Genomic DNA, 19,815 nt, shown 5'->3' with positions numbered 1-19,815 from the left:
TCACCGTCTCGCCGGGGCTGAGCTTGTCATGGGCGAGGAAGGACAGGTCCGTGCCATCGGCCATGCGGGCGAAGCCGACGAACTCGCGGCCGCGGAACTCGGTCGAGACGACCTGCGCCTTGAGGCCGGGCTGGCCGGCCGCGACGGGATGCATATCCTCGGGGCGGATCGCCAGATAGCCCTCTGCACCGGCGGAGACCGCATGGCGCGCGCGGCCGGAGATCTGCGCATCGCCGACAGCGATCGTCGCCTTGCCGTCACCGGCTGACGCGACTTTGCCCTTCACCTTGTTGCGGAAGCCCATGAACTCGGCGACGTCGAGATGATCCGGCCGCATGAACAGGTCTTCCGGCGTGCCGACCTGGCGTACCTGGCCGTCGCGCAGCACGACGATGCGGTCGGCGAGCGAGAGCGCCTCCTCCTGGTCGTGGGTGACGTAGATCGTGGTGGCGCCGAGCGTGTTGTGGATGCGGCGGATTTCGGCGCGCATCTCCAGACGCAGCTTGGCGTCGAGGTTGGAGAGCGGCTCGTCCATCAACACCAGCGGCGGCTCGACGACGATGGCGCGCGCGATGGCGACGCGCTGCTGCTGGCCGCCGGAAAGCTGTCCGGGCAATTTCTCGGTCTGGCCCTGCAGGCGCACCAGCGCCGCGGCCTCAGCGACGCGCTTGTCGATCTCGGCCTTGGGCAGGCCGCGCATCTTCAGGCCAAAGCCGATATTCCTGTTCACGCTCATATGCGGGAACAGGGCGTAGTTCTGGAAGACCATGCCGAAGCCGCGCTCTTCCGGGCGCAGCGGGTCGATGCGCTTGTCGTCGAGCCAGATGCCGCCGCCGGTGGCCGGGAGCAGCCCAGCGATCAGGTTCAGCGTCGTCGACTTGCCGCAGCCGGACGGGCCGAGCAGCGCGATGAACTCGCCCTTGCCGATCGTCAGCGAGACGTCCTTGAGCGCGTTATGGGTGCCGAAGTCACGGCTCAGACGATCGAGCTTGAGCTCGCGGAACGAGGCTGCGTTGATGGTCATGGCTTCCGGATGGATCTGAGAACGGGGTCGAAGGAACCGGCGGCGGGCCTCGGCGCAAGACGCAAGCCCGCCGCCGCAACCAGACTTACTTCTTCTTGGCGCCGCCGACCGTCTCGTCCCAGATGCGGAAGGCGATGACCATCTTGTCCGGGTTGAGCGGGGTTTCCATCGGGTTCTCGGCGATCAGCTTGTCGTATTCGGGCCGGCCGAACTCGGCGATGGCCTTCTGGCTCGATTCCGGCGCCATCGAGAGCGGCACGTCCTTCACCGCCGGGCCCGGATAGAAATAGCCCTCGTCATAGGTATAGGCCTGCTGCTTCGGCGTCAGCATATGGCGGATCACGTCGAGCAGCACATTGAGCTTCTCGTCGGAGACGCCCTTCGGGATCATCATGTACTGGGCGTCGGTGACCCAGTGGAAACCCTTGAGCGCCTGGACCTTGGCTTCCTTCGGCACGATGCCGAGGACGCGCGGGTTGATGTCCCAGCCGGTGGTCGAGACGATGATGTCGCGCGAACCGTCGCCGAGCTCCTTCATCGTCTGGCCGGTGCCGCCCGGATAGTACTCGACGTTCTCGCCGAGCTCCTTGAGATAGGCCCAGGTCTTGTCCCAGCCCTTCTCGGGATCCTTCGGATCCTTGTCGCCGAGCAGATAGGGCAGGCCCATGATCCAGGTGCGGCCGGGGCCGGAATTGGCCGGGCGGCCGTAGAAGAAGCGGTTCTTGTTCTGCTTGGTCCAGGCCAGCAGCTCTTCTGCCGTGGTCGGCACCTGCTTGACGCGCTCCGGCATGTATTCGAGCAGCGGGCCGGAGGGGTAGTAGACCATCGCCATGGCCTGGCCCTGGCCGAGATTGTGCATGGCGAGCGCCGGCTTGAGATAGATTTCCTCCGGCTTCGGCAATTCGGCCTGCAGGCGCGGCAGCAGATCGACCCAGAGCTTCTGGTCGATGCCGGCCGAGAGCACGTCCAAGCCGCCGATGACCATGTCGATATCGAGACGGCCGGCATTCTGCTGGGCCTTGATCTTGGCCGGCAGCTCCGGCGCCGGGGCCTTGGTGAAGACCATGCGCGAGACGGCCTTGGGATTGGCCTTCGGATAGTTCTCCAGCGGCGTCTGAACGAGGGCGAGCGCCCCGCCGACGTCGATGATGCTGATGGTCAACGGGGAAGCCGGCAGCTTGAGCTGTTGCGCGAAGACGCCCGGCGCATGCGCCGCGACCCCGAGGCCGGCGACGCCGCCGATGAAATGACGCCGATTGATGCTGTCGTGAGCCATGATTTCTCCTCCAGATGTGGATGCCCGCTTACGAGCTTTATTATTATGTTGCGCTGGCCCGACCGCCTCGATCGGCCCCTGCCCTTCGCCCCGGAAACCTGCCAAGTTGACGCAGCCCCCGGTTGATCAGTATCCTAGTATACTAGTCGTCGAGAGCTTGGCAATGGCCCACCCCGCAACCCGTCACAGCACCGACCAGATCTACAGCGTCCTGCGCAGCGACGTGATCAGCGGCGCGCTGAAACCGCGCGAATCGATGTCGGAAGCGCGGATGGCCTTGCGCTTCGGCGTCAGCCGCACGCCGGTGCGCGAGGCGTTCAAGCGTCTGGTCGACGAGGGCTTCCTCGTCGCCGTACCGCAGGTCGGAACCTTCGTCTCGCCGATCGACCTCGGCGCCGTCCATGACAGCCAGTTCGTGCGCGAGACGCTGGAATGCCGCACCGTGGTGCTGGCCGCGCAACGTATCGGCGATGCAGACTGCCGGCGCCTCGCTGCCCAGGTCGAGGAACAGGCGGAGGCGGTGCGAAGCGGGAACCGCTCCGAAATCTTCCGCCTCGACGAAGTGTTTCATGCCGAGATCTCGCGTATCGCCGGCCATCGTGCCGTCTGGAGCATGATCGAGGGCATGAAGGCCCAGATGGACCGGGTCCGCTGCCTCTCGCTGGAGACGCCGTCCTGGTCCGAAGTGATCCTGAACGAGCACAAGATCATCGCGGCCTGCGTGATGAAGCACGATGCGAAAGGCGCGGAAGCCGCGATGCGCGCGCATCTGCGCACCGTCTTCGCGACGATCGATACGATCGCGAAGGACCATGCGGACGCCTTCGACGATTCCCGCCTCGCCCACGAAGACTCCTGACGCCAGACCTCGGCACAGCGACATTTCTGACAAGGATAGCACATCATGGAACAATGCTGGCGCTGGTTCGGGCCGGACGATGTCGTGACGCTGGCCCAGGCCCGGCAGGCGGGCGCGACCGGCATCGTCAACGCGCTGCACCAGATCCCCTATGGCGTGGTCTGGAGCGTCGAGGAGATCGAGAAGCGCCAGGCCATCGTCCGCTCCGACAAGAGCCTCGGCCTGGAATGGAAGGTGGTCGAGAGCCTGCCGATCCATGAGAGCGTCAAGATCGGTGAAGGCGACCTCGAAACCATCTTCGAGAACTACCGCCAGTCGATGCGCAACCTCGCCGCCTGCGGCCTCGAGGTGATCTGCTACAATTTCATGCCAGTGCTGGACTGGACCCGTACCGAACTCGCTCACAAGCTGCCGGGCGGCGGCACGGCGCTGCGCTTCAACCTGCACGAATATGTCGCGCTCGACCATTTCATGCTGAAGCGCAAGGGCGCCGACGAAGGCCATTCGGCCGAGGTGATGGACAAGGCCAAGTCCTGGTTCGAGACGTCCTCGCAGGCCGACCGCGACCGCTTGCTCTCCAGCGTCATGGCCGGCCTGCCCGGCGCCTTCGATCGCTACGACCTGCCCGGCCTCGCGCGCATCCTCGATCGCTATGCCGGCATGACCCATGACAAGCTGCGCGCCAACCTGAAGCGTTTCCTCGAGGCGATCATCCCGACCGCCGAGGAAGTCGGCATCCGCATGTGCATCCATCCGGACGACCCGCCGCGCTCGCTCTTCGGCCTGCCGCGGATCTGCTCGACCGAGGACGACATCGCCTACATCCTCGGCTCGGTCGACTCGCCCGCGAACGGCCTGACGCTGTGCTCGGGCTCGCTCGGCGCCAATCCGAAGAACGACGTGCCGAAGATCGCGCGGCGCTTCGCCGACAAGATCTGGTTCGCGCATCTGCGCAACGTCGCCAAGGACCCGGACGGCTCGTTCATGGAAGCCGAGCATCTCGGCGGCGATACCGACATGGTCGCGCTGGTCGACGCGCTGATGGCCGAGGAGCAGCGCCGCAAGGCCGCCGGCCTTGCCGCTTGGCAGATTCCGATGCGGCCCGACCATGGCCACGAACTTCTCGACGATGTCGGCAAGGGCAGCTTCCCGGGCTATCCCGCCGTCGGACGCCTGCGCGGTCTCGCAGAACTGCGTGGCGTGATGACCGCGCTCGCGCAGGTCAAGGGTTACGCGGCGTGAACGTTCGCCGTCCTCGACATAGAAGCGCGGGATCCCCTCTCCTGTAAGGAGAGGGGTAGGGGTGAGGTGCAGGCCGCTGGACCAGCGAGGCGTCGGCCTCAGCGCAGCAGCGACCACCTCACGGCAAATTCGGTGAGGGGCCTACCCCTCACCCTGCCCTCTCCCTCCGGGAGAGGGTTCCCCGCGGTATCTGCGCCTTCTGGAAAGCGTCTCAGTGATCGTGCGAGTGGCCCTTGTGGCCATGCGCGGCGCCATGGCCGTGACCGTGATCATGCTGGCCATGGCCGTGATGATCGTGGTCATGGCCGCAGCCGCAACCCTCGCCATGGGCATGCTGGTGCTCGTGCTTGTGGTCATGCGCGTGATCGTGGCCATGATGCGCGTGGTCATGCCCATGGCCGTGATGATGATCGTGATGGTCATGGCCATGATGGTGATGGTCGTGCCCGCAGCCGCAATCGTCACCATGGGCATGGTGATGCACCTCCGCCTCCGGCTGGAACGGACGCTCGACCACCGTCATCGAACAGCCCTGCCCGCGCACCAGTTCGCCGAGCGCCGCGTCGTTCGGGACGTAGAGCGCATCGGCCGTCATCTCGGCGGGGACATGGTGGCCGCCGAGATGCCAGGCGAGGCGGACCAGCCGCAGCGGGTTCTCGGCGCGGATCTCCAGCAGGCTTTCCGGCGCGGCCTTGATCTGGACCAGCGCGCCGTCTTCCAGCTTCAGAGCGTCGCCATCGTTCAGCACCGTCGCCTTGTCGAGCGCGATCGCGAGTTCCAGCCCGCCCGTCGCGCGTACGCTCACGCCGTTGATCGTGCGGTCGCGGTGGCCGAGGGCCAGCGTGTCGACGACGCGCTCGGCCTTGACGGCGGCCTTGCGGAGAACGGAGGTGGCGCGGAGCATCGTTGGCGATCCCATGGCTTGAGGCCAAGGCGTCACGCGCCCGAGCCCGGATCGCAGCTTAGTAGCACAAACCGGCGGCCGTGCTACCAAGCTCGGATGTCGCAGAGGCTCTCAGCGCGGCAGCGCCTTGACCTCGGTGTCGAACTTCTTGAGCAGGCGCGAGCGCTCGGCCGGCGAGCCCCAGCGCGGGGTGTCGTAGTCGATCAGCTTCATCTCGGCGAATTTCGGCGCATCCGGCGAGAGCAGCGAATTCTTGTTCGACGGGATCGAGTTGATCTTCAGCTTCGCGTTGATGTTCTGGGCATCGGGAGAGAGCGTGAAATCGACGAATTTGCGCGCGGCCTCCGGGTTCTTGCCGCCCTTGATGATCGAGACCGAGCCGGTCTCGTAGCCCGTGCCCTCGCAGGGAGCGACCGTCTCGATCGGCGCGCCCTGCAGCTTCTGCGTCAGCATGTCGTGGATGAAGGCGATGCCGACCGCGGTTTCGCCGAGCGCCGCCGCCTTGACCGGCGCGATGCCGGATTTGGTGTACTGGCTGATGTTCTTGTGCAGGGCCTTGAGGTACTCGAAGCCCTTCTCCTCGCCGAGGCGCTGCACCGTCGTCGCCAGGAAGACATAGGCCGTGCCGGAGGAGCTGGGATCGGCGATCTGAACCTCGTCGCGCAGCTTGGGATCGAGCAGGTCGGCCCAGCATTTCGGCGCGGCGATGCCCTTCTTCTTCAGGACCTCGGTGTTGTAGCCGACGCCGAGCGCGCCGAGATAGATGCCGTTGGTGCGGAATTTCGACTGCTCGGCATGGCGCTGCGCCCAGTCATGCAGCTCCGGCAGCCTCGGCGACTTGTATTCGTCGAGCAGGCCTTCGTCGGCCGCCTGGAGATGCGGCTCGCCCGGCCCGCCCCACCAGACGTCGCCGCGCGGGTTGCTCGCCTCAGCCTTGACCTGCGCATAGACCTCGCCGGTGCTCTTTCTGACCATCGCGACCTTGATGCCGGTCGCCTTCTCGAACATCGCCGCGCCCTCGCGGCACTGCTCCTCCAGGATCGAGCAATAGACGGTCACTTGCCCCTGGGCGAAGGCCGGAGCCGTCAGCACCAGGCCGGCAAACAGCGCGCCAACCGGCGCAAAACGCGAAGCAACCATCATCATCCTCCCGGGGCAGATTCGTTTGCCGACGAAAAGACCGAGGGGTGAATGGGGAGTCAAGCGACGAGCTGGATGGTGCTCAAATACGCGACACTCGCAAAGAGCGTGTCATCCCGGACGCTGCGGAGCGGAGATTCGGGATCCATCGTAGAGGGCAACGCCCCTCGATGGATCCCGGGTCAAGCCCGGGATGACGGCGTGGTTTTTGGACAATCGGCGCGGGACAATCGGCGCGCTAACTCTCACTTTCCGGCTTTTCGGAGGATGGGGCCAAAATCGGCGCGGCGACCGCCTCCGCCGGCTTTGTGCGCTTCTTCTTGGCCGCAGGCTTCTTGCGCCGCTTCGCCCGGACCTTCGGCAACTGCGCTTCCTGCAGCATTTCGAGCTGGACCTGCTGGATCTCGGCGAGGCGCTGCCATTGCCGGGTGACGAGATGGTCCATCTTCTCGTGCAGATGCCGGATTTCGAGCTCGGCCTTGAGGTTGACCTGGTAATCGTTGAGCGAGCGCAGGCGATCCTTCGATTCCTGCCGCTTCTGGCTCATCATGATGATCGGCGCCTGAATGGCCGCGAGGCAGGACAGGACGAGGTTCAACAGGATGAATGGATAGGGGTCGAAGGCCTTGGCCTCGCCCAGCAGGGCGTTGATCGCCATCCAGACGACCAGCACGAAGCCGAAGCTGATCAGGAAGGCCCAGGAGCCGCCGAAGCTCGCGAGATGGTCGGACAGCTTCTCGCCGAGCGTGCGGTGCTCCTCGAAATCGTCCTCGGTGTTCTCCGCGATGGTTTCCTGCCGGGCGATGCTCTCGGCGACCTCGCGGTCGAGATCGGAATATTCGCCGTGCTCCTCGCGCAGGATTTCTTCAACATAGCGGGTGCGGTAGCGCGCGAGCTCCTTCACGCTGATCAGTGCGTGGTCGGGCAGGTCCGGGAAGTCGGCGCGGATATGGTCGGCGAGCGCCGGGCGCAAGGTGCCGATCTCGATGAGATTCCTGCGCGCCGTCTCCTGGCCGCTGATGGCGCAGGTGCCGCGCTTCTTGCTGGCCGGCCCGGCGAGTTTCGCCTTGTCGGCCAAGGTCGCGAGAGCGGCCGACGGCGCCTCCGCGACCTGATCGTCATCCGGTTCCTGTGTCATTCCCTACCCATCACCACGTCCCGCACATCGTGCAGTTTGCACCTGATCTTCACGCCGATACCAGCACCGGAAAAAGCCCGGTCGATGGCAGGCGCCACCGCAACAGAATTGCCCGGCGAGGCGGATGCCTCTCCGGGCTCATCATCACCGCCGGGCAGCAGCCGGCCCGCCGAAGGTTCCGGCTTCAGCCCTTCGGCTTCTCGTTCTCCTCCGGGGTGTCGGAATCCTCGTCCTCGTCATCGGCCTCGCCGTCCTCGTCTTCCTCTTCGTCCTCATCGACTTCGTCGAGGTCGAGATATTCGTAGCCGAAGACGATCTCGCCGGTTTCCGGATCGAAGGTGCTGGCCGAAGAATCCTCGAAGGCCTCGATCAGCAGTTCGGCATCCTCGGCCCCGTCGACATCGAAGCGGCGCACGGCCTCCTCGCCATCGGCCCGCAGGACGAGTTCGATCGACCAGCCCTTCCCCGTGGTGTCATAGATGCATTTCAGACCCTGGATCGCCAGCATGATGCTCTCTCCTGAGCTCGACCGATGCGCGGCAGCGCGCGCCGGGTCAGATGCCCGATATGCGTGACGACTGCGCGACGCCGGGGAGGAAAGGGTGCAAGCGAGCGGTCCCCGAAACCACCGTCATTCCGGGGCTTCGCGCAGCGAAGAGCCCGGAACCCAGAACCGATGCGCTTCCACGACATGGCGCGCCCAGACCATCGCTCAAATTGACGACGACATCGGCTCTGGATTCCGGGCTCAGGCCTCGGCCTGCCCCGGAATGATGGCAAAGCTAGTCAGCCGACTGCGCGAGGAACCGCTCGACCTCGTCGCGACGCGGTGCGCCGCTGCGGCCGCCGAAGCGGGTGCATTTGACCGCGGCCGCTGCCGAGGCGAAGCGGATCGCCGCCGGCTCGGCCTGTCCCTCGGCCAGCGCCAGCGCGAAGGCGCCGTGCCAGACATCGCCGGCACCGAGCGTATCCACCGTCTCGACGACGAAAGCCGGGCTGTGCCGGACCTCGCCGCCCTCCATGAAAAGCACGCCCTCCTTGCCGAGCGTGACCGCGAGCCAAGTCGGGACACCGGCCGCCACCCTGGCGAGGCCGGCGCGCGGGTCCTCCTCGCCCGAGACCTCGCGCAAGGCCTGCTGGCTGAAGGCGACATGGCTCGCCGTGCCGACGAGATCGGGATGCGGCGGCTTGCGGTCACCATCGAGCACGCCGGGCACGCCGGCAGCGCGGGCGAGCTTCAGGGCGGCGAGCGCGCCCTCCCCCCAGCGGGTATCGGCAAGCACGGCGCCGGCTCCCTTCGGCAGCTCGGCCGGCAGCCAGGCGACATCCTCCGGCATGGCCGGATCGGAATGCGAGATCACCATGCGCTCGCCTTCGGCATCGACCAGGATGGCCGAGACCGGCGAGGTCAGGCCCGCGACGCGGCGCGCGAAGGCCGTGTCGACGCCCTCCGATTGGAGATCGGCGACGATCTGGTCGCCGGTCAGGTCGTCGGCGAGGCGCGTCGCCAGCCAACAGGCGCCGCCGAGACGCGCGATCGCGACCGAGGCATTGCCGGCGCAACCGCCGCCGACGACGGCGAGCCCGCGCGAGCGGTATTTCTCGCCGCGCGTCGGCATGGTCTCGACGCTGTAGACATAGTCCAGCGTCGCGATACCCAGGCAGAAGACGCCGGCCAAAACCTCACCAGCTCCCGGTGTTCGGCATGCTCAGCCACGGTTCGGCCGGGGCCTTCGGATCGCCCTTCTGGAGCAGCTCGATCGAGATGTTGTCGGGCGAGCGGATGAAGGCCACGTTGCCGTCGCGCGGCGGGCGGTTGATGGTGACGCCGGCCTTCATCAGCTTGTCGCAAGTGGCGTAGATGTCGTCGACCTCATAGGCGAGATGACCGAAATTGCGGCCGCCGGTATAGTTTTCCGGGTCCCAGTTATAGGTCAGCTCCAGCGTCGGGCGGCCTCGCGAGGCGCCAGCCTTCGCTTCGGCCAGATCGTCGGAGGCCGCGAGGAAGACCAGCGTGAAGCGGCCCTTCTCGTTCTCGATGCGGCGGGTTTCGACCAGCCCGAACTTGTTGACGTAGAAATCCAGCGCCTGATCCAGATCGGTCACGCGCACCATGGTGTGGAGATATCGCATCGTCGTTCCTCGTTGAGGGGGGGCAGGGTTGATCCGTTTCCCAAATCAGGCAAGAGCATCGGCACTCTGGACCACCTCGCCAAGTCATCTGAACAGGACGCGCCATGACGACAACGCAAGACGGGCCGGCGACGGCACCGGCCGTGCGCGCCACGCCCGCCCAGATCGCGCAGATCAAGCAGCGCGCCGCGATCCTCTCGGTGATGGCGACGATCCTGCTGACGGCGGCGAAGATCGTCGGCGCGATCCTCTCCGGCTCTCTCGCCTTGTTGACCGACGCGCTGCAGGGCCTGGTCGATGTCGGCTCGACGCTGTTCACCTGGTTCGCCGTCCGCGCCTCCGACAAGCCGGCCGACGACGAGCACCATTACGGCCATGGCAAGGTCGAGGCGCTCGCCGCGCTGGTCGAGACCGCGATCCTGTTCACGCTGGCCGGCGCGATCCTGTGGGAGGCCGGCAACCGGCTCTGGACCAATGTCATCGCGCATGTCGAGGTGACGCCGCTCGTCATCGGCGTCCTCGTGCTCTCGATGATCGTCGACGCCATCCGCTGGCGCTCGCTGACAAGGGTCGCCAAGGAGACCGGCAGCGAGGCTCTGGCCGGCGAAGCCACGCATTTCTCGGCGGATTTCGTCGGTTCGGCGCTGGTGCTCGCCGGCCTGATCGGCGTCTGGTACGGCTTCGAACGGGCCGACACGGCCGCCGCCTTCGCCATCGCGGCCTATACCGCCTTCTCGGCCTTTCGCCTGGCCCGGCGCGTGCTCGCCACGCTGATGGATACCGCGCCCGAAGGCGTCAGCGAGGCTCTGCGTGAGGCCGCGCGCGGCGTGCCGGGCGTGGTCGGCATCAACTGGCTGCGGGTGCGCCCGGCCGGCGGGCGCGTCCATGGCGAGATCGGCATCAGCGTCTCGCGCACCCTGCCGCTCGACCGGGTGGTCGCGATCAAGGCCCAGCTCGCCGATGCCCTTGTGAAGGCCGAGCCCGGCGCCGAGATCACGATCACGGCCGATCCCGTGCAGGTCGATGACGAGACGGCGCTGGAACGCGTGCTGCTGATCGCGCTCAAGCTCAAGATTCCGGCGCATCACGTCACGGTCCACTCGATCGGCGGCAAGCTCTCGGTCAGCCTCGACATGGAGGTCGACCAGAGCCTGCCGCTCGGCGAAGCCCACGAGATCGCGACGCGGCTCGAAAGCGCGATCCGCGCCGAATTCGGCGGCGAAACCGAGGTCGAGACCCATATCGAGCCGATGGAGACCGGCCAGCCCGCCGGCCACAACGCCGCCTGGGAGACCGTCGAGGATATCGGCAAGGCGCTCGCGGGCGAGGCCGCGAAAGTCGCCGGACCGATCCACGACATCCACAGCGTGCGCGTGCGCCAGACCGCAAAGGGCCTGGTGGTCAACTACCATTGCCGCGTCGACCCGACGCTCAATGTCGCCGCCGTGCATGATGCGGTCGACGCGATCGAGCGCGCGGTCCGTCTTGCTCGGCCCCAGGTCTGCCGGCTGGTGAGCCACGCGGAACCGGCGGTTCCGGCCGGTTCCTAGCCGTCATTCTCGGGCGAGGCGAAGTGCAGACCCGAGAATCTCTGTCCGAACGAGGCTACAGAGCCTTCTGGTCATGAGATGCTCGGGTCAACCCCGAGCATGACAGCCTGAATCCGACACGAGGGCCTTGTTTCCCTCGCGAGCTCGCATGCTCTAGAAGCACCCCCTGACCTTCGCCATCAGGGATTCCATGCGTACCGAAGACGCCCCGCTGATCCGCCTCGAGGATTATCGCCCCAGCGACTGGCTGATCGACACGGTCGATCTCGACGTCAGCCTGCATTCGCAGAAGACGCGGGTGCGGGCCCTGCTGGCACTCCGGCCCAATCCGGAGGGGCAAACCGGCGCGCCGCTGAAGCTCGACGGCGACGAGCTCGTGCTGAAGTCGCTCGACATCGACGGCAAGCCGCTCGACGCGTCGGCCTATACGGTGACGCCGCAGGCGCTGACGATCCCCAGCCCGCCTGCGCATGATTTCACGCTGACGATCGAGACCGAGCTCGACCCCTCCGCCAATACCAAGCTGATGGGGCTCTACCGCTCCTCCAAGGTCTATTGCACGCAATGCGAGGCGGACGGCTTCCGCCGCATCACCTATTTCCTCGACCGGCCGGACGTGATGAGCGTCTACACGGTCAGGCTCGAAGCGGCGAAGGCCGAGGCGCCGGTACTGCTCTCCAACGGCAATCTGGTCGCGGCGGCCGAACTGCCCGGCGGCGACCGGCATTTTGCCGTCTGGCACGACCCGCACCCCAAGCCGGCCTATCTCTTCGCGCTGGTCGGCGGGGCGCTCGACCATGTCCGGCAGGATTACGTCACCGCCGACGGCCACAAGGTCGAGCTCGCCGTCTATGTCGAGCCCGGCAAGGCCGATCGCGCCGACTGGGCTCTGGATTCGCTCGTGCGCTGCATGCGCTGGGACGAGCAGGTCTTCGGCCGCAACTACGATCTCGACGTGTTCAACGTCGTCGCCGTGTCCGATTTCAACATGGGGGCGATGGAGAACAAGGGCCTCAACATCTTCAACGACAAATACGTCCTGGCCGATCCGCAGACCGCGACCGACGGCGACTACGCCTCGATCGAGGCGATCATCGCGCATGAGTATTTCCACAACTGGACCGGCAACCGCATCACCTGCCGCGACTGGTTCCAGCTCTGCCTGAAGGAAGGGCTCACCGTCTTCCGCGACCAGGAATTCTCCGCCGACGAGCGCTCGCGCCCGGTGAAGCGCATCGCCGATGTCCGCACGTTGCGCTCGACCCAGTTCTCGGAGGATGCCGGCCCCCTCGCCCATCCGGTGCGGCCGCGGGCCTATAAGGAAATCAACAACTTCTACACGCCGACAGTCTACGAGAAGGGCGCGGAGGTCATCCGCATGCTCAAGGTCTTGATCGGCGACGACGCCTTCAAGCGCGGCATGGACCTCTATTTCGAGCGCTGCGACGGCACCGCGGCGACGATCGAGGAGTTCCTCGCCTGCTTCGCCGAGACCTCCGGCCAGAATCTCGACCATTTCGCCAGGTGGTACGAGCAGGCGGGCACGCCGACCATCGTGGCGTCGGGCCGCTACGACGCGGCAGCAAAGCGCTACACGCTCGACCTCGCACAGAGCACCCCGCCGACGCCGGGCCAGCCCGAGAAGCAGCCCGTCGTTCTGCCGATCAAGCTCGGCCTCGTCGGCGCCAAGGGCGACTTGCTGCTGAAGACCGCCTCGAACGCTTATGCCGGCGACGGGCTCGTCGTGCTCGACCAGCCATCGCTTTCGGTCACCTTCGAGGATGTCGCGGAAGCGCCGATCCCCTCTCTGATGCGCGGGTTCTCCGCTCCGGCACGGCTCGACCTCGACCTGTCCGACAGCGACCTGCTGCGGCTGTTCTCCGCCGACAGCGATTCCTTCAACCGCTGGCAGTCGCTCCAGAGCGTCGCGACCCGCGTGCTCGTGGCCGCAGGCAGGCCCGGCGCCGATGCGAGTGTGCTCGCGGCCACCGCCGGCAAGCTCGGCGAGGCGCTGCAAGCCTTCCTCAAGAGCGATGCGCTGTCCGACCCGGCCTTCGCGGCGCAGGTCCTGCGCTTGCCGGCACCTGCCGATATCGCTCGCGAGATCGGTGGGGATGTCGATCCCGATGCGATCTTCGCCGCCCATCGCAAACTGTCGGGCGCGATCGGCAAGGCGCTGCTGGGCGATCTGCCCGGCCTGCGCGGGGCTCTGGCGTCGAGCGGCGCCTATCGCCCCGATGCGGCCTCGGCCGGAAGGCGGGCGTTGCGCAACGAATTGCTCGGGCTGGCGGCGCTGGCGGCCCCGGCCGAGGCCGCCGATCTCTGCGAGGAGCAGTTCGCCGAGGGCGACAACCTCACCGATCGCCTCGCGGCACTCGCCGCGATGACGCTGATCCCCGGCGAGCGGCGTGAGGCCCTCATCGCTCGCTTCGCCGAGACCTATGCGAGCGAGCCGCTGGTGCTCGACAAATGGCTGATGGCGCAGGCGCTGATCGCCGAGCCCGGCACGCTGGAGCGCGTCAAGAATTTGATGCAGCACCCCGCCTTCTCGCTCGGCAATCCGAATCGCGTGCGGGCGCTGATCGGCGGCTTCGCGGCGAACCTGACCCAGTTCAACCGTGCCGACGGCGCAGGCTACGCGTTCGTCGCCGATATCGTGGTGGCGCTCGACAGGACCAACCCGCAGGTGGCCTCGCGCCTGCTCGGCTCGTTCAAGAGCTGGCGCATGCTGGAGCCCGGCCGCAAGCGCCTCGCGCAGGAGGCGCTGAGCACCGTCGCGCGCCTGCCGAACCTGTCGCGGGACGTCGCCGATATCGCCGAAAGAGCCCTCGCCTGAGGCGCTCCTGACAAGGGTTAACGCCGACCTGTCCAAAAGATTAACGTTTCATTACCCGCGCAGGATTCATCGGCACAAGCGCTACAACCTAAAGGGGAATTCGTACCGGGTGACTCAACTCAGGGCTAGACAAACCGAGTCGCCCGGATTCAACTGACGGTGATTCGCGGGGATGCGGCACGTCTCCCGATCTTACTGACGGTAAAGTTCCGAAGGGGGACCGGGCATGTCGCGTGCCAACGCGGGCTGCGCACCTGTGCGCGCCGATACGATTCTGGGTGTGGCGCGGTCGCTGACCCATCCGCTGTATCACCGCTTCGAAAGCTTCGAGCCCACCTTCCGCACCGTCATCCCGGCGCTGGTCGGGGTTTTCCTCGTCATTCTCGGGGCCGGCGCGCTGATCCAGACCACGGCAATGCGCGAGGACGCCCTCGTCGACGCCGCGAGCGACATGGACTTGGTCTCGGCGCTGGTCGCCCGCGAGCTCGACGCCGCCACGCTGACCGGCAAGGAGCCCGCTGCCGTCCTCGCCGCGCTGACCACGCGTCATCTGGCCGCGCATGGCCGCTTCGTGCATGTCAGCGGCGCCGACGGCCGCGTGATCGCCAGCGAACCGGCGATCGGCCAGACCCAGCGCACGCTGGTCGATTTCCTGGGTTCGACTCAGCCGCTCACCGTGTTCGGCGACCGTGCCGGCGTGATGCGCATCACCCTGCCGAACGGCGCCGACGTCTTCGCCAGCGTGCGCAACCTCGCCGCCCCCCTCGGGCAGGTCGCGGTGCTGCAGCCCGTCTCGCAGGCGCTCTCCACCTGGCAACTGCGCCGTTCCGGCCTGATCCTGCTGTTCGGCGCGGCCGGCCTGGTGCTCGGCGTCACCACGCTCGCCTTCATGCTCCAGTCGAAGCGGGCGAGCGCCGCCGACGAGGATTGCGACTGCGTGCGCGAGCGCATCGACACCGCGCTCAACCGCGGCCATTGCGGCCTCTGGGACTGGGACCTGGCGCGCGGCCGGATCTACTGGTCGGATTCGATGTATGCCCTGCTCGGCTACGACCGCACCGGCGAATACATGTCCTTCGGCGAGGTCTCGAGCTTCATCAACCAGGAGGATGTCGATCTCTATGCGCTGGCCGACGCGATCAGCCGCGGCGAGGCCGACCATCTCGACCGCGAATTCCGCGTCCGCACAGCCGCCGGCGAATGGGTCTGGCTCAAGGCCCGCGCCGAGCTGGTCATCGACCGCCGCACCCGCTCGCGCCATCTCGTCGGCATCGTCGTCGACATCTCCGAGCAGCGCCGCATGGCCGAGCGCACCGCGACCTCCGACGCCCGCCTGCGCGACGCCGTCGAGGCGATCTCGGAAGCCTTCGTGCTCTGGGACGCCGACAACCGGCTCGTGCTCTGCAACGCCAAGTACCAGCAGCTCCACCAGCTCCCGGCCGATGCCCTGCAATCCGGCGCCTCCTATGACGAGATCATGGAGCTTTCCGCCCAGCCGCAGATCGACCGCGAGCCGATGCGGGTCCAGCGCGGCGCTTCCGGTGCCTCCTACGAGGCGCGGCTGTCGGATGGCCGCTGGCTGCAGATCAACGGGCGCCGCACCAAGGACGGCGGCTCGGTCTCGGTGGGCACCGACATCACCAAGCTCAAGCAGCAGGAAGAGCGGCTGACCCAGTCCGAGCACCAGCTCCTGATGCACGTCACCGATCTCAAGGCCTCGCGCCAGAAGCTCGAAGCCCAGGCCCAGCAGCTCGCGGAACTCGCCGAGCGCTATCTCGAGCAGAAGGCCGTCGCCGAGGGCGCCAACCGCGCCAAATCCGAATTCCTCGCCAATATGAGCCATGAGCTGCGCACGCCGCTCAACGCCATCATCGGCTTCTCTGAGATCATGGAGAACGGCCTGTTCGGCCCGCTCGGCGAAAAGTACACTGACTATGTCCGCGACATCCGCTCGAGCGGCGGTTACCTGCTCGGGATTATCGACGACATCCTCGACATGTCCCGCATCGAATCCGGCCGGATGCGGCTGGAGAAGACCGAGATCGCGCTCGGCCCGGTGCTCGACCAGGCGCTGCAGAAGGTCCAGCCGGAGGTGGAGCGCAAGCAGCTCATCCTCGCCATCGAAGGCCCGCTCGACACCCATATCGAGGCCGATCCGCACGCGCTCTACCAGATCCTCGGCAACCTCCTGGACAACGCCGCCAAGTTCACCCCGGAAGGCGGGCGGATCGCGGTGCGCACCCGTCACGTTCCCGGCGCGCTCAACATCTTCATCGAGGATACCGGCATCGGCATTCCCAAGGAGAAGCTCGACCGCGTCGGCCGGCCGTTCGAACAGGTCGAGGGCGATCTGGTGCGCAGCTACAAGGGCTCGGGGCTCGGGCTCGCCATCGCCCGCTCGCTCACCGAGTTGCATGGCGGTTCGCTCCGGCTGCGCTCGGCGATGGGCGCCGGCACCATCGTCATGGTGCACCTGCCGCTCGACGGCGGCGCTGGACGGGTGACCGCGCAGGCGGCGTGATCGAGCACGACCATATTCAGATTACGAGGACAGCGCGGGGAACCCCTCTCCTGTAAGGAGAGGGGCAGGGGTGAGGTGTAGGCCGTTGGACCAGTGCTTCGCAGCTTCATCGCTGCGCAGCGACCACCTCACGGCAATCACGGTAAGCGGCCTACCCCTCACCCTGCCCTCTCCCTACGGGAGAGGGTTCCCCGCGACATCTGGATGACGCCCTATCCCTTCCGCGCCTCGCCCAGCACGCGGGTGAAGATCGCACGCACCGCTCCCCGGACTTCGTCCAGCTCCGCCTTCAGCACCTTCGCATCCGGCCGGCCGACCGCCGTCGCGATCCGGCGCAGCACCCGGGGCGGCACGGCCTTGGGATCGAAGGCCTCCTCGACCGTGAAGCGCTGCCAGAGCTGAACGTCGCCGATCAGGCGATGCGCTTCCAGCAAGGTCGAGGCATCGCCGTCCGAGAGCAGCCCGGCAGCCTTGGCCGCGGCGAAAACCGAGGCCGTATCGTTGACGATCAGGCCGGGATGCTCGCTGGCATAGGCGAGCAGCAGGAACTGGGCGAGGAAATCGAGATCCGTGATGCCGCCGGCCGCGAGCTTCAGGTCCCAGGGATCCTTTTCGCCCTTCTCCTTGGCGATCAACGCGCGCATCTCGGCGACCGCCGCCGCGACCTTGGCCGGCTCGCGCTTGCGCGAGAGGATCGCGCGGATCGAGGCTTCAGCCTGCTTCGCCAGATCGTCATCGCCGGCGACGACGCGGGCCCGGGTCAGCGCCATCTCCTCCCAGATCTCGGCCTCGCCGGAATGATAGGCCTCGAACCCGGCGAACTGGGTCGCGGCCGGGCTCTTGTTGCCGGTCGGGCGCAAGCGCATGTCGACCTGATAAAGCGTGCCGCGCCGCGTCGGCACGGTCAGCGCCGCGACGAGGCGCTGGGTGAAGCGGACATGCCAGGTGACGGGATCGAGGCTCTTGACGCCGTCGCTCGGGCCGGCCTCCTCCGGCCGGTCGTAGAGCAGGATCAGGTCGAGATCGGACGAGGGCGTCAGTTCGCCTGCACCGAGCCGGCCGAGGCCGAGCACGACGGTCTGCGCGCCCTCGATCACGCCATGGTCTTCCGCGAAGGATTCGCGCGTATCGGCAAAGGCGACGCGCAGGCAGGCTTCCGCCACCGCGCAATAAGCCTGCCCTGCCCCTTGCGCCGGATAGACCCCGGAGAGCAGCCGGGCGCCGACCAGGAAATTCTCTTGACGGGCCGCGTCGCGCAGGCGGTCGAGCCCGTCCTCAACGCTGGGCGGCGGGGAGCCGACATAGTTGCGGATACGCCGCTCCAGCGCCGCGACATCGAGCACCGCCTGCCCGAACGCTGGATCGATGACGCCGTCGAGCACATGCGGGTGCAAGGCCGCGACCTTGGCGAGGCGCGGCGCGCTGCCGAGGATCTCGGCGAAGAGCGTCAGCAGGGAATCATGCGAGCGCAGCAGCGTCAGCAGTTCGACCGCCGCCGGCATCCGCACGAAGGCATTGTCGAGATGGGCGAGCGCGCCGTCGGGATCGGCGGTGCGGCCGAGCGCGACGAGCAAGGCCGGCGTCAGCTCCGTCAGTACCTCGCGGGCCCGCGCGCTGGTGACGGCGGCGCGGCGCCCGAAATGCCAGCCGCGTACCGTCTCCGCTGCGGTGGCGCCGTCCCGGAAGCCGAGCTTGCCGAGCGTCTCGATCGTCTCTGGATCGGCCTCCGAGCCGGTGAAGCTCAGCGTGCCCGCTTCGGAAGCCAGGCTCGGCCCCTCCTCGAACAGCAGGGCGTAATGACCCTCGACGCGCTTCGCATGCGCCGTCAGCGCCTTGCCGAAGGCGGCCGTCGAGGGATAGCCGCAGAAGCGGGAGAAGGCTTCGAGCTCGCCAGCCGCCTTGGGCAGGGTCTGCGTCTGCTCGTCGGCCTGCATCTGCAGGCGGTGCTCGATGGTGCGCAGCCAGCGATAGGATTCCGAGAGTTCGTCGCGAGCCTGCGGGGTGATCCAGCCTTCCGTCGTCAGTTCGCCGAGCATCTCCAGCGTTCGCGCGCCGCGGAGCGCCGGGCGGCGCCCGCCGAAGACGAGCTGCTGGGTCTGGACGAAGAACTCGATCTCGCGGATGCCGCCGCGCCCGAGCTTCACGTTGTGGCCGGCGACCGCGATGGTCTCGTGACCCTTCACCGTCTGGATCTGGCGCTTCATCGCGTGAATGTCGGCGATGGTGGCGAAATCGAAATACTTGCGCCAGATGAAGGGGGCGAGGTCTTTCAGAAAGCGGCGGCCGAGCTCGATGTCGCCCGCGATCGGCCGCGCCTTGATCATGGCGGCGCGTTCCCAGTTCTGCCCGACCGTCTCGTAATAGGAATAGGCCGAGGGCAGCGAGACGGCGACATGGGTCGAGGCCGGGTCCGGTCGCAGGCGCAGGTCGACGCGGAAGACGTAGCCGTCCGGCGTACGCTCCTGGATGATGCGCGCGATCTGCTGGGTGAGCTTGACGAAGAAGCTGGTGGGCTCGCCCACTCCAGCGGCTTCCGCCGCCTCGGGGTCGAAGAAGACGACGATGTCGATGTCGGAGGAATAGTTCAGCTCGCCGGCGCCGTGCTTGCCAAGCGCCAGCACGACGAGACCGGAGCCCGGGCCCGGATCGGTGGGGTCTGCGAGATTGATGCGGCCCAGATCGGTCGCCTGGCGCAGGACATGGTTGGTGGCGAGGCGCGTCGCCATATCGGCGGTCGCTGTGAGCGCGCCGGTCACGGTCTCGACGTCCCAGGCGCCGCCGATATCGGCGAGCGCGATCAGCAGCGCCATGGAGCGGCGGAAGCGGCGCAGTTCGCGCATCAGGTCGGCGGTTTCGCAGCCCGCTCCGGCAAAGGCTGCGATGCCGGCGAGCAGTGTGTCGCGGCGCGCCTCCGGCGCGTCCGTCAGGGCAGCGAACAGCCCAGCGGGGTCGAAGCGCATGATCTGCGTCAGGAAGGGCGAATGGGCGAGGATACCGGCGACGAGCGCCGCGCTCGCCGAATGCTCCGCCAGATGCACGCCCAGCGCCGCGGCGGCTTCCTCGTCATGGAGGCGCTCGATCAGCTCGCGCTTCAGCAGCACCTCGGCCTTGGCCTTCGCCGGCAGGACCGGCGCCGCCGAGATCCTGTCACAGAGCCTTCCGGTCATCAGCCGCCTCTCTCGCCAACACGCA

14 protein-coding genes are annotated in these 19,815 nt (G+C 67.1%); 5 read left to right on the top strand and 9 right to left on the bottom strand.

Going from position 1 to position 19,815, the window contains the following annotated elements; translation table 11 throughout:
- The coding region (locus JHD80_RS12705) for an ATP-binding cassette domain-containing protein (protein ID WP_199087696.1) at window positions 1-1,018 on the bottom strand (1,018 nt) is incomplete at its 3' end.
- A 91-nt stretch (window positions 1,019-1,109) separates the two neighbouring features.
- Window positions 1,110-2,300, bottom strand: a complete 1,191-nt coding sequence (locus tag JHD80_RS12700; protein ID WP_199087690.1) for an extracellular solute-binding protein — start codon at window positions 2,298-2,300, stop codon at window positions 1,110-1,112.
- 163 nt (window positions 2,301-2,463) lie between these two features.
- On the opposite strand from JHD80_RS12700, the gene JHD80_RS12695 reads away from it, so the two are divergent.
- Entirely contained in the window at window positions 2,464-3,159 is a 696-nt protein-coding gene (locus JHD80_RS12695; RefSeq protein ID WP_199087688.1) for a GntR family transcriptional regulator, read from the top strand.
- A 45-nt stretch (window positions 3,160-3,204) separates the two neighbouring features.
- On the top strand, window positions 3,205-4,401 hold the full coding sequence (gene uxuA / locus JHD80_RS12690; protein ID WP_199087686.1) for a mannonate dehydratase: 1,197 nt from the start codon (window positions 3,205-3,207) through the stop codon (window positions 4,399-4,401).
- A 211-nt stretch (window positions 4,402-4,612) separates the two neighbouring features.
- Here the strand turns inward: uxuA and JHD80_RS12685 are convergent, their stop codons facing one another.
- The 6 genes from JHD80_RS12685 to JHD80_RS12660 all read right to left on the bottom strand — a co-directional run bounded on the left by JHD80_RS12685 (window position 4,613) and on the right by JHD80_RS12660 (window position 9,716).
- Window positions 4,613-5,305, bottom strand: coding sequence for an urease accessory protein UreE (locus JHD80_RS12685; RefSeq protein WP_199087677.1), 693 nt, complete (start codon window positions 5,303-5,305; stop codon window positions 4,613-4,615).
- Window positions 5,306-5,416: 111 nt separating this feature from the next.
- Window positions 5,417-6,445 carry an ABC transporter substrate-binding protein gene (locus JHD80_RS12680; protein ID WP_199087675.1) on the bottom strand — a complete coding sequence of 343 codons (1,029 nt, stop codon included), beginning with the start codon at window positions 6,443-6,445 and terminating at the stop codon, window positions 5,417-5,419.
- Between the two features lie 238 nt (window positions 6,446-6,683).
- On the bottom strand, window positions 6,684-7,583 hold the full coding sequence (locus JHD80_RS12675) for a DUF1003 domain-containing protein (RefSeq protein ID WP_199087673.1): 900 nt from the start codon (window positions 7,581-7,583) through the stop codon (window positions 6,684-6,686).
- A 184-nt stretch (window positions 7,584-7,767) separates the two neighbouring features.
- The gene (locus JHD80_RS12670; protein ID WP_199087671.1) at window positions 7,768-8,091 is read right to left on the bottom strand and encodes a hypothetical protein; all 324 of its coding nucleotides are present in this window, start codon (window positions 8,089-8,091) and stop codon (window positions 7,768-7,770) included.
- Window positions 8,092-8,365: 274 nt separating this feature from the next.
- The gene (locus JHD80_RS12665) at window positions 8,366-9,262 is read right to left on the bottom strand and encodes a PfkB family carbohydrate kinase (RefSeq protein WP_199087669.1); all 897 of its coding nucleotides are present in this window, start codon (window positions 9,260-9,262) and stop codon (window positions 8,366-8,368) included.
- Window positions 9,263-9,266: 4 nt separating this feature from the next.
- Complete coding sequence (locus JHD80_RS12660) at window positions 9,267-9,716, bottom strand: VOC family protein (RefSeq protein WP_199087668.1); 450 nt, start codon at window positions 9,714-9,716, stop codon at window positions 9,267-9,269.
- Between the two features lie 104 nt (window positions 9,717-9,820).
- On the opposite strand from JHD80_RS12660, the gene JHD80_RS12655 reads away from it, so the two are divergent.
- The 3 genes from JHD80_RS12655 (at window position 9,821) to JHD80_RS12645 (ending at window position 16,623) form a co-directional block, all read left to right on the top strand.
- Window positions 9,821-11,266, top strand: a complete 1,446-nt coding sequence (locus tag JHD80_RS12655) for a cation diffusion facilitator family transporter (protein WP_199087666.1) — start codon at window positions 9,821-9,823, stop codon at window positions 11,264-11,266.
- Between the two features lie 190 nt (window positions 11,267-11,456).
- Window positions 11,457-14,102 carry an aminopeptidase N gene (gene pepN, locus JHD80_RS12650; RefSeq protein ID WP_199087664.1) on the top strand — a complete coding sequence of 882 codons (2,646 nt, stop codon included), beginning with the start codon at window positions 11,457-11,459 and terminating at the stop codon, window positions 14,100-14,102.
- Window positions 14,103-14,328: 226 nt separating this feature from the next.
- Window positions 14,329-16,623, top strand: a complete 2,295-nt coding sequence (locus tag JHD80_RS12645; RefSeq protein WP_199087662.1) for a PAS domain-containing sensor histidine kinase — start codon at window positions 14,329-14,331, stop codon at window positions 16,621-16,623.
- 212 nt (window positions 16,624-16,835) lie between these two features.
- Here JHD80_RS12645 and JHD80_RS12640 read toward each other — a convergent pair whose 3' ends face one another.
- Window positions 16,836-19,790 carry a bifunctional [glutamine synthetase] adenylyltransferase/[glutamine synthetase]-adenylyl-L-tyrosine phosphorylase gene (locus tag JHD80_RS12640; RefSeq protein WP_199087655.1) on the bottom strand — a complete coding sequence of 985 codons (2,955 nt, stop codon included), beginning with the start codon at window positions 19,788-19,790 and terminating at the stop codon, window positions 16,836-16,838.
- Between the last annotated feature and the right edge of the window lie 25 nt (window positions 19,791-19,815).

Origin of the sequence: Allobosea sp. ASV33, assembly GCF_016428755.1 — a bacterium.
Lineage (GTDB): Bacteria > Pseudomonadota > Alphaproteobacteria > Rhizobiales > Beijerinckiaceae > Allobosea.
The sequence above is the reverse complement of the archived record's forward strand: the minus strand, read 5'-3'. Positions and strand labels throughout refer to the sequence as shown.

Excerpts from the sequence above, each read along its gene's own strand:
- JHD80_RS12700 (WP_199087690.1), bottom strand. The coding sequence starts at position 2,300 with ATGGCTCACGACAGCATCAATCGGCGTCATTTCATCGGCGGCGTCGCC.
- JHD80_RS12695 (WP_199087688.1), top strand. The coding sequence starts at position 2,464 with ATGGCCCACCCCGCAACCCGTCACAGCACCGACCAGATCTACAGCGTC.
- uxuA (WP_199087686.1), top strand. The coding sequence starts at position 3,205 with ATGGAACAATGCTGGCGCTGGTTCGGGCCGGACGATGTCGTGACGCTG.
- JHD80_RS12685 (WP_199087677.1), bottom strand. The coding sequence starts at position 5,305 with ATGCTCCGCGCCACCTCCGTTCTCCGCAAGGCCGCCGTCAAGGCCGAG.
- JHD80_RS12680 (WP_199087675.1), bottom strand. The coding sequence starts at position 6,445 with ATGGTTGCTTCGCGTTTTGCGCCGGTTGGCGCGCTGTTTGCCGGCCTG.
- JHD80_RS12675 (WP_199087673.1), bottom strand. The coding sequence starts at position 7,583 with ATGACACAGGAACCGGATGACGATCAGGTCGCGGAGGCGCCGTCGGCC.
- JHD80_RS12670 (WP_199087671.1), bottom strand. The coding sequence starts at position 8,091 with ATGCTGGCGATCCAGGGTCTGAAATGCATCTATGACACCACGGGGAAG.
- JHD80_RS12660 (WP_199087668.1), bottom strand. The coding sequence starts at position 9,716 with ATGCGATATCTCCACACCATGGTGCGCGTGACCGATCTGGATCAGGCG.
- JHD80_RS12655 (WP_199087666.1), top strand. The coding sequence starts at position 9,821 with ATGACGACAACGCAAGACGGGCCGGCGACGGCACCGGCCGTGCGCGCC.
- pepN (WP_199087664.1), top strand. The coding sequence starts at position 11,457 with ATGCGTACCGAAGACGCCCCGCTGATCCGCCTCGAGGATTATCGCCCC.
- JHD80_RS12645 (WP_199087662.1), top strand. The coding sequence starts at position 14,329 with ATGTCGCGTGCCAACGCGGGCTGCGCACCTGTGCGCGCCGATACGATT.
- JHD80_RS12640 (WP_199087655.1), bottom strand. The coding sequence starts at position 19,790 with ATGACCGGAAGGCTCTGTGACAGGATCTCGGCGGCGCCGGTCCTGCCG.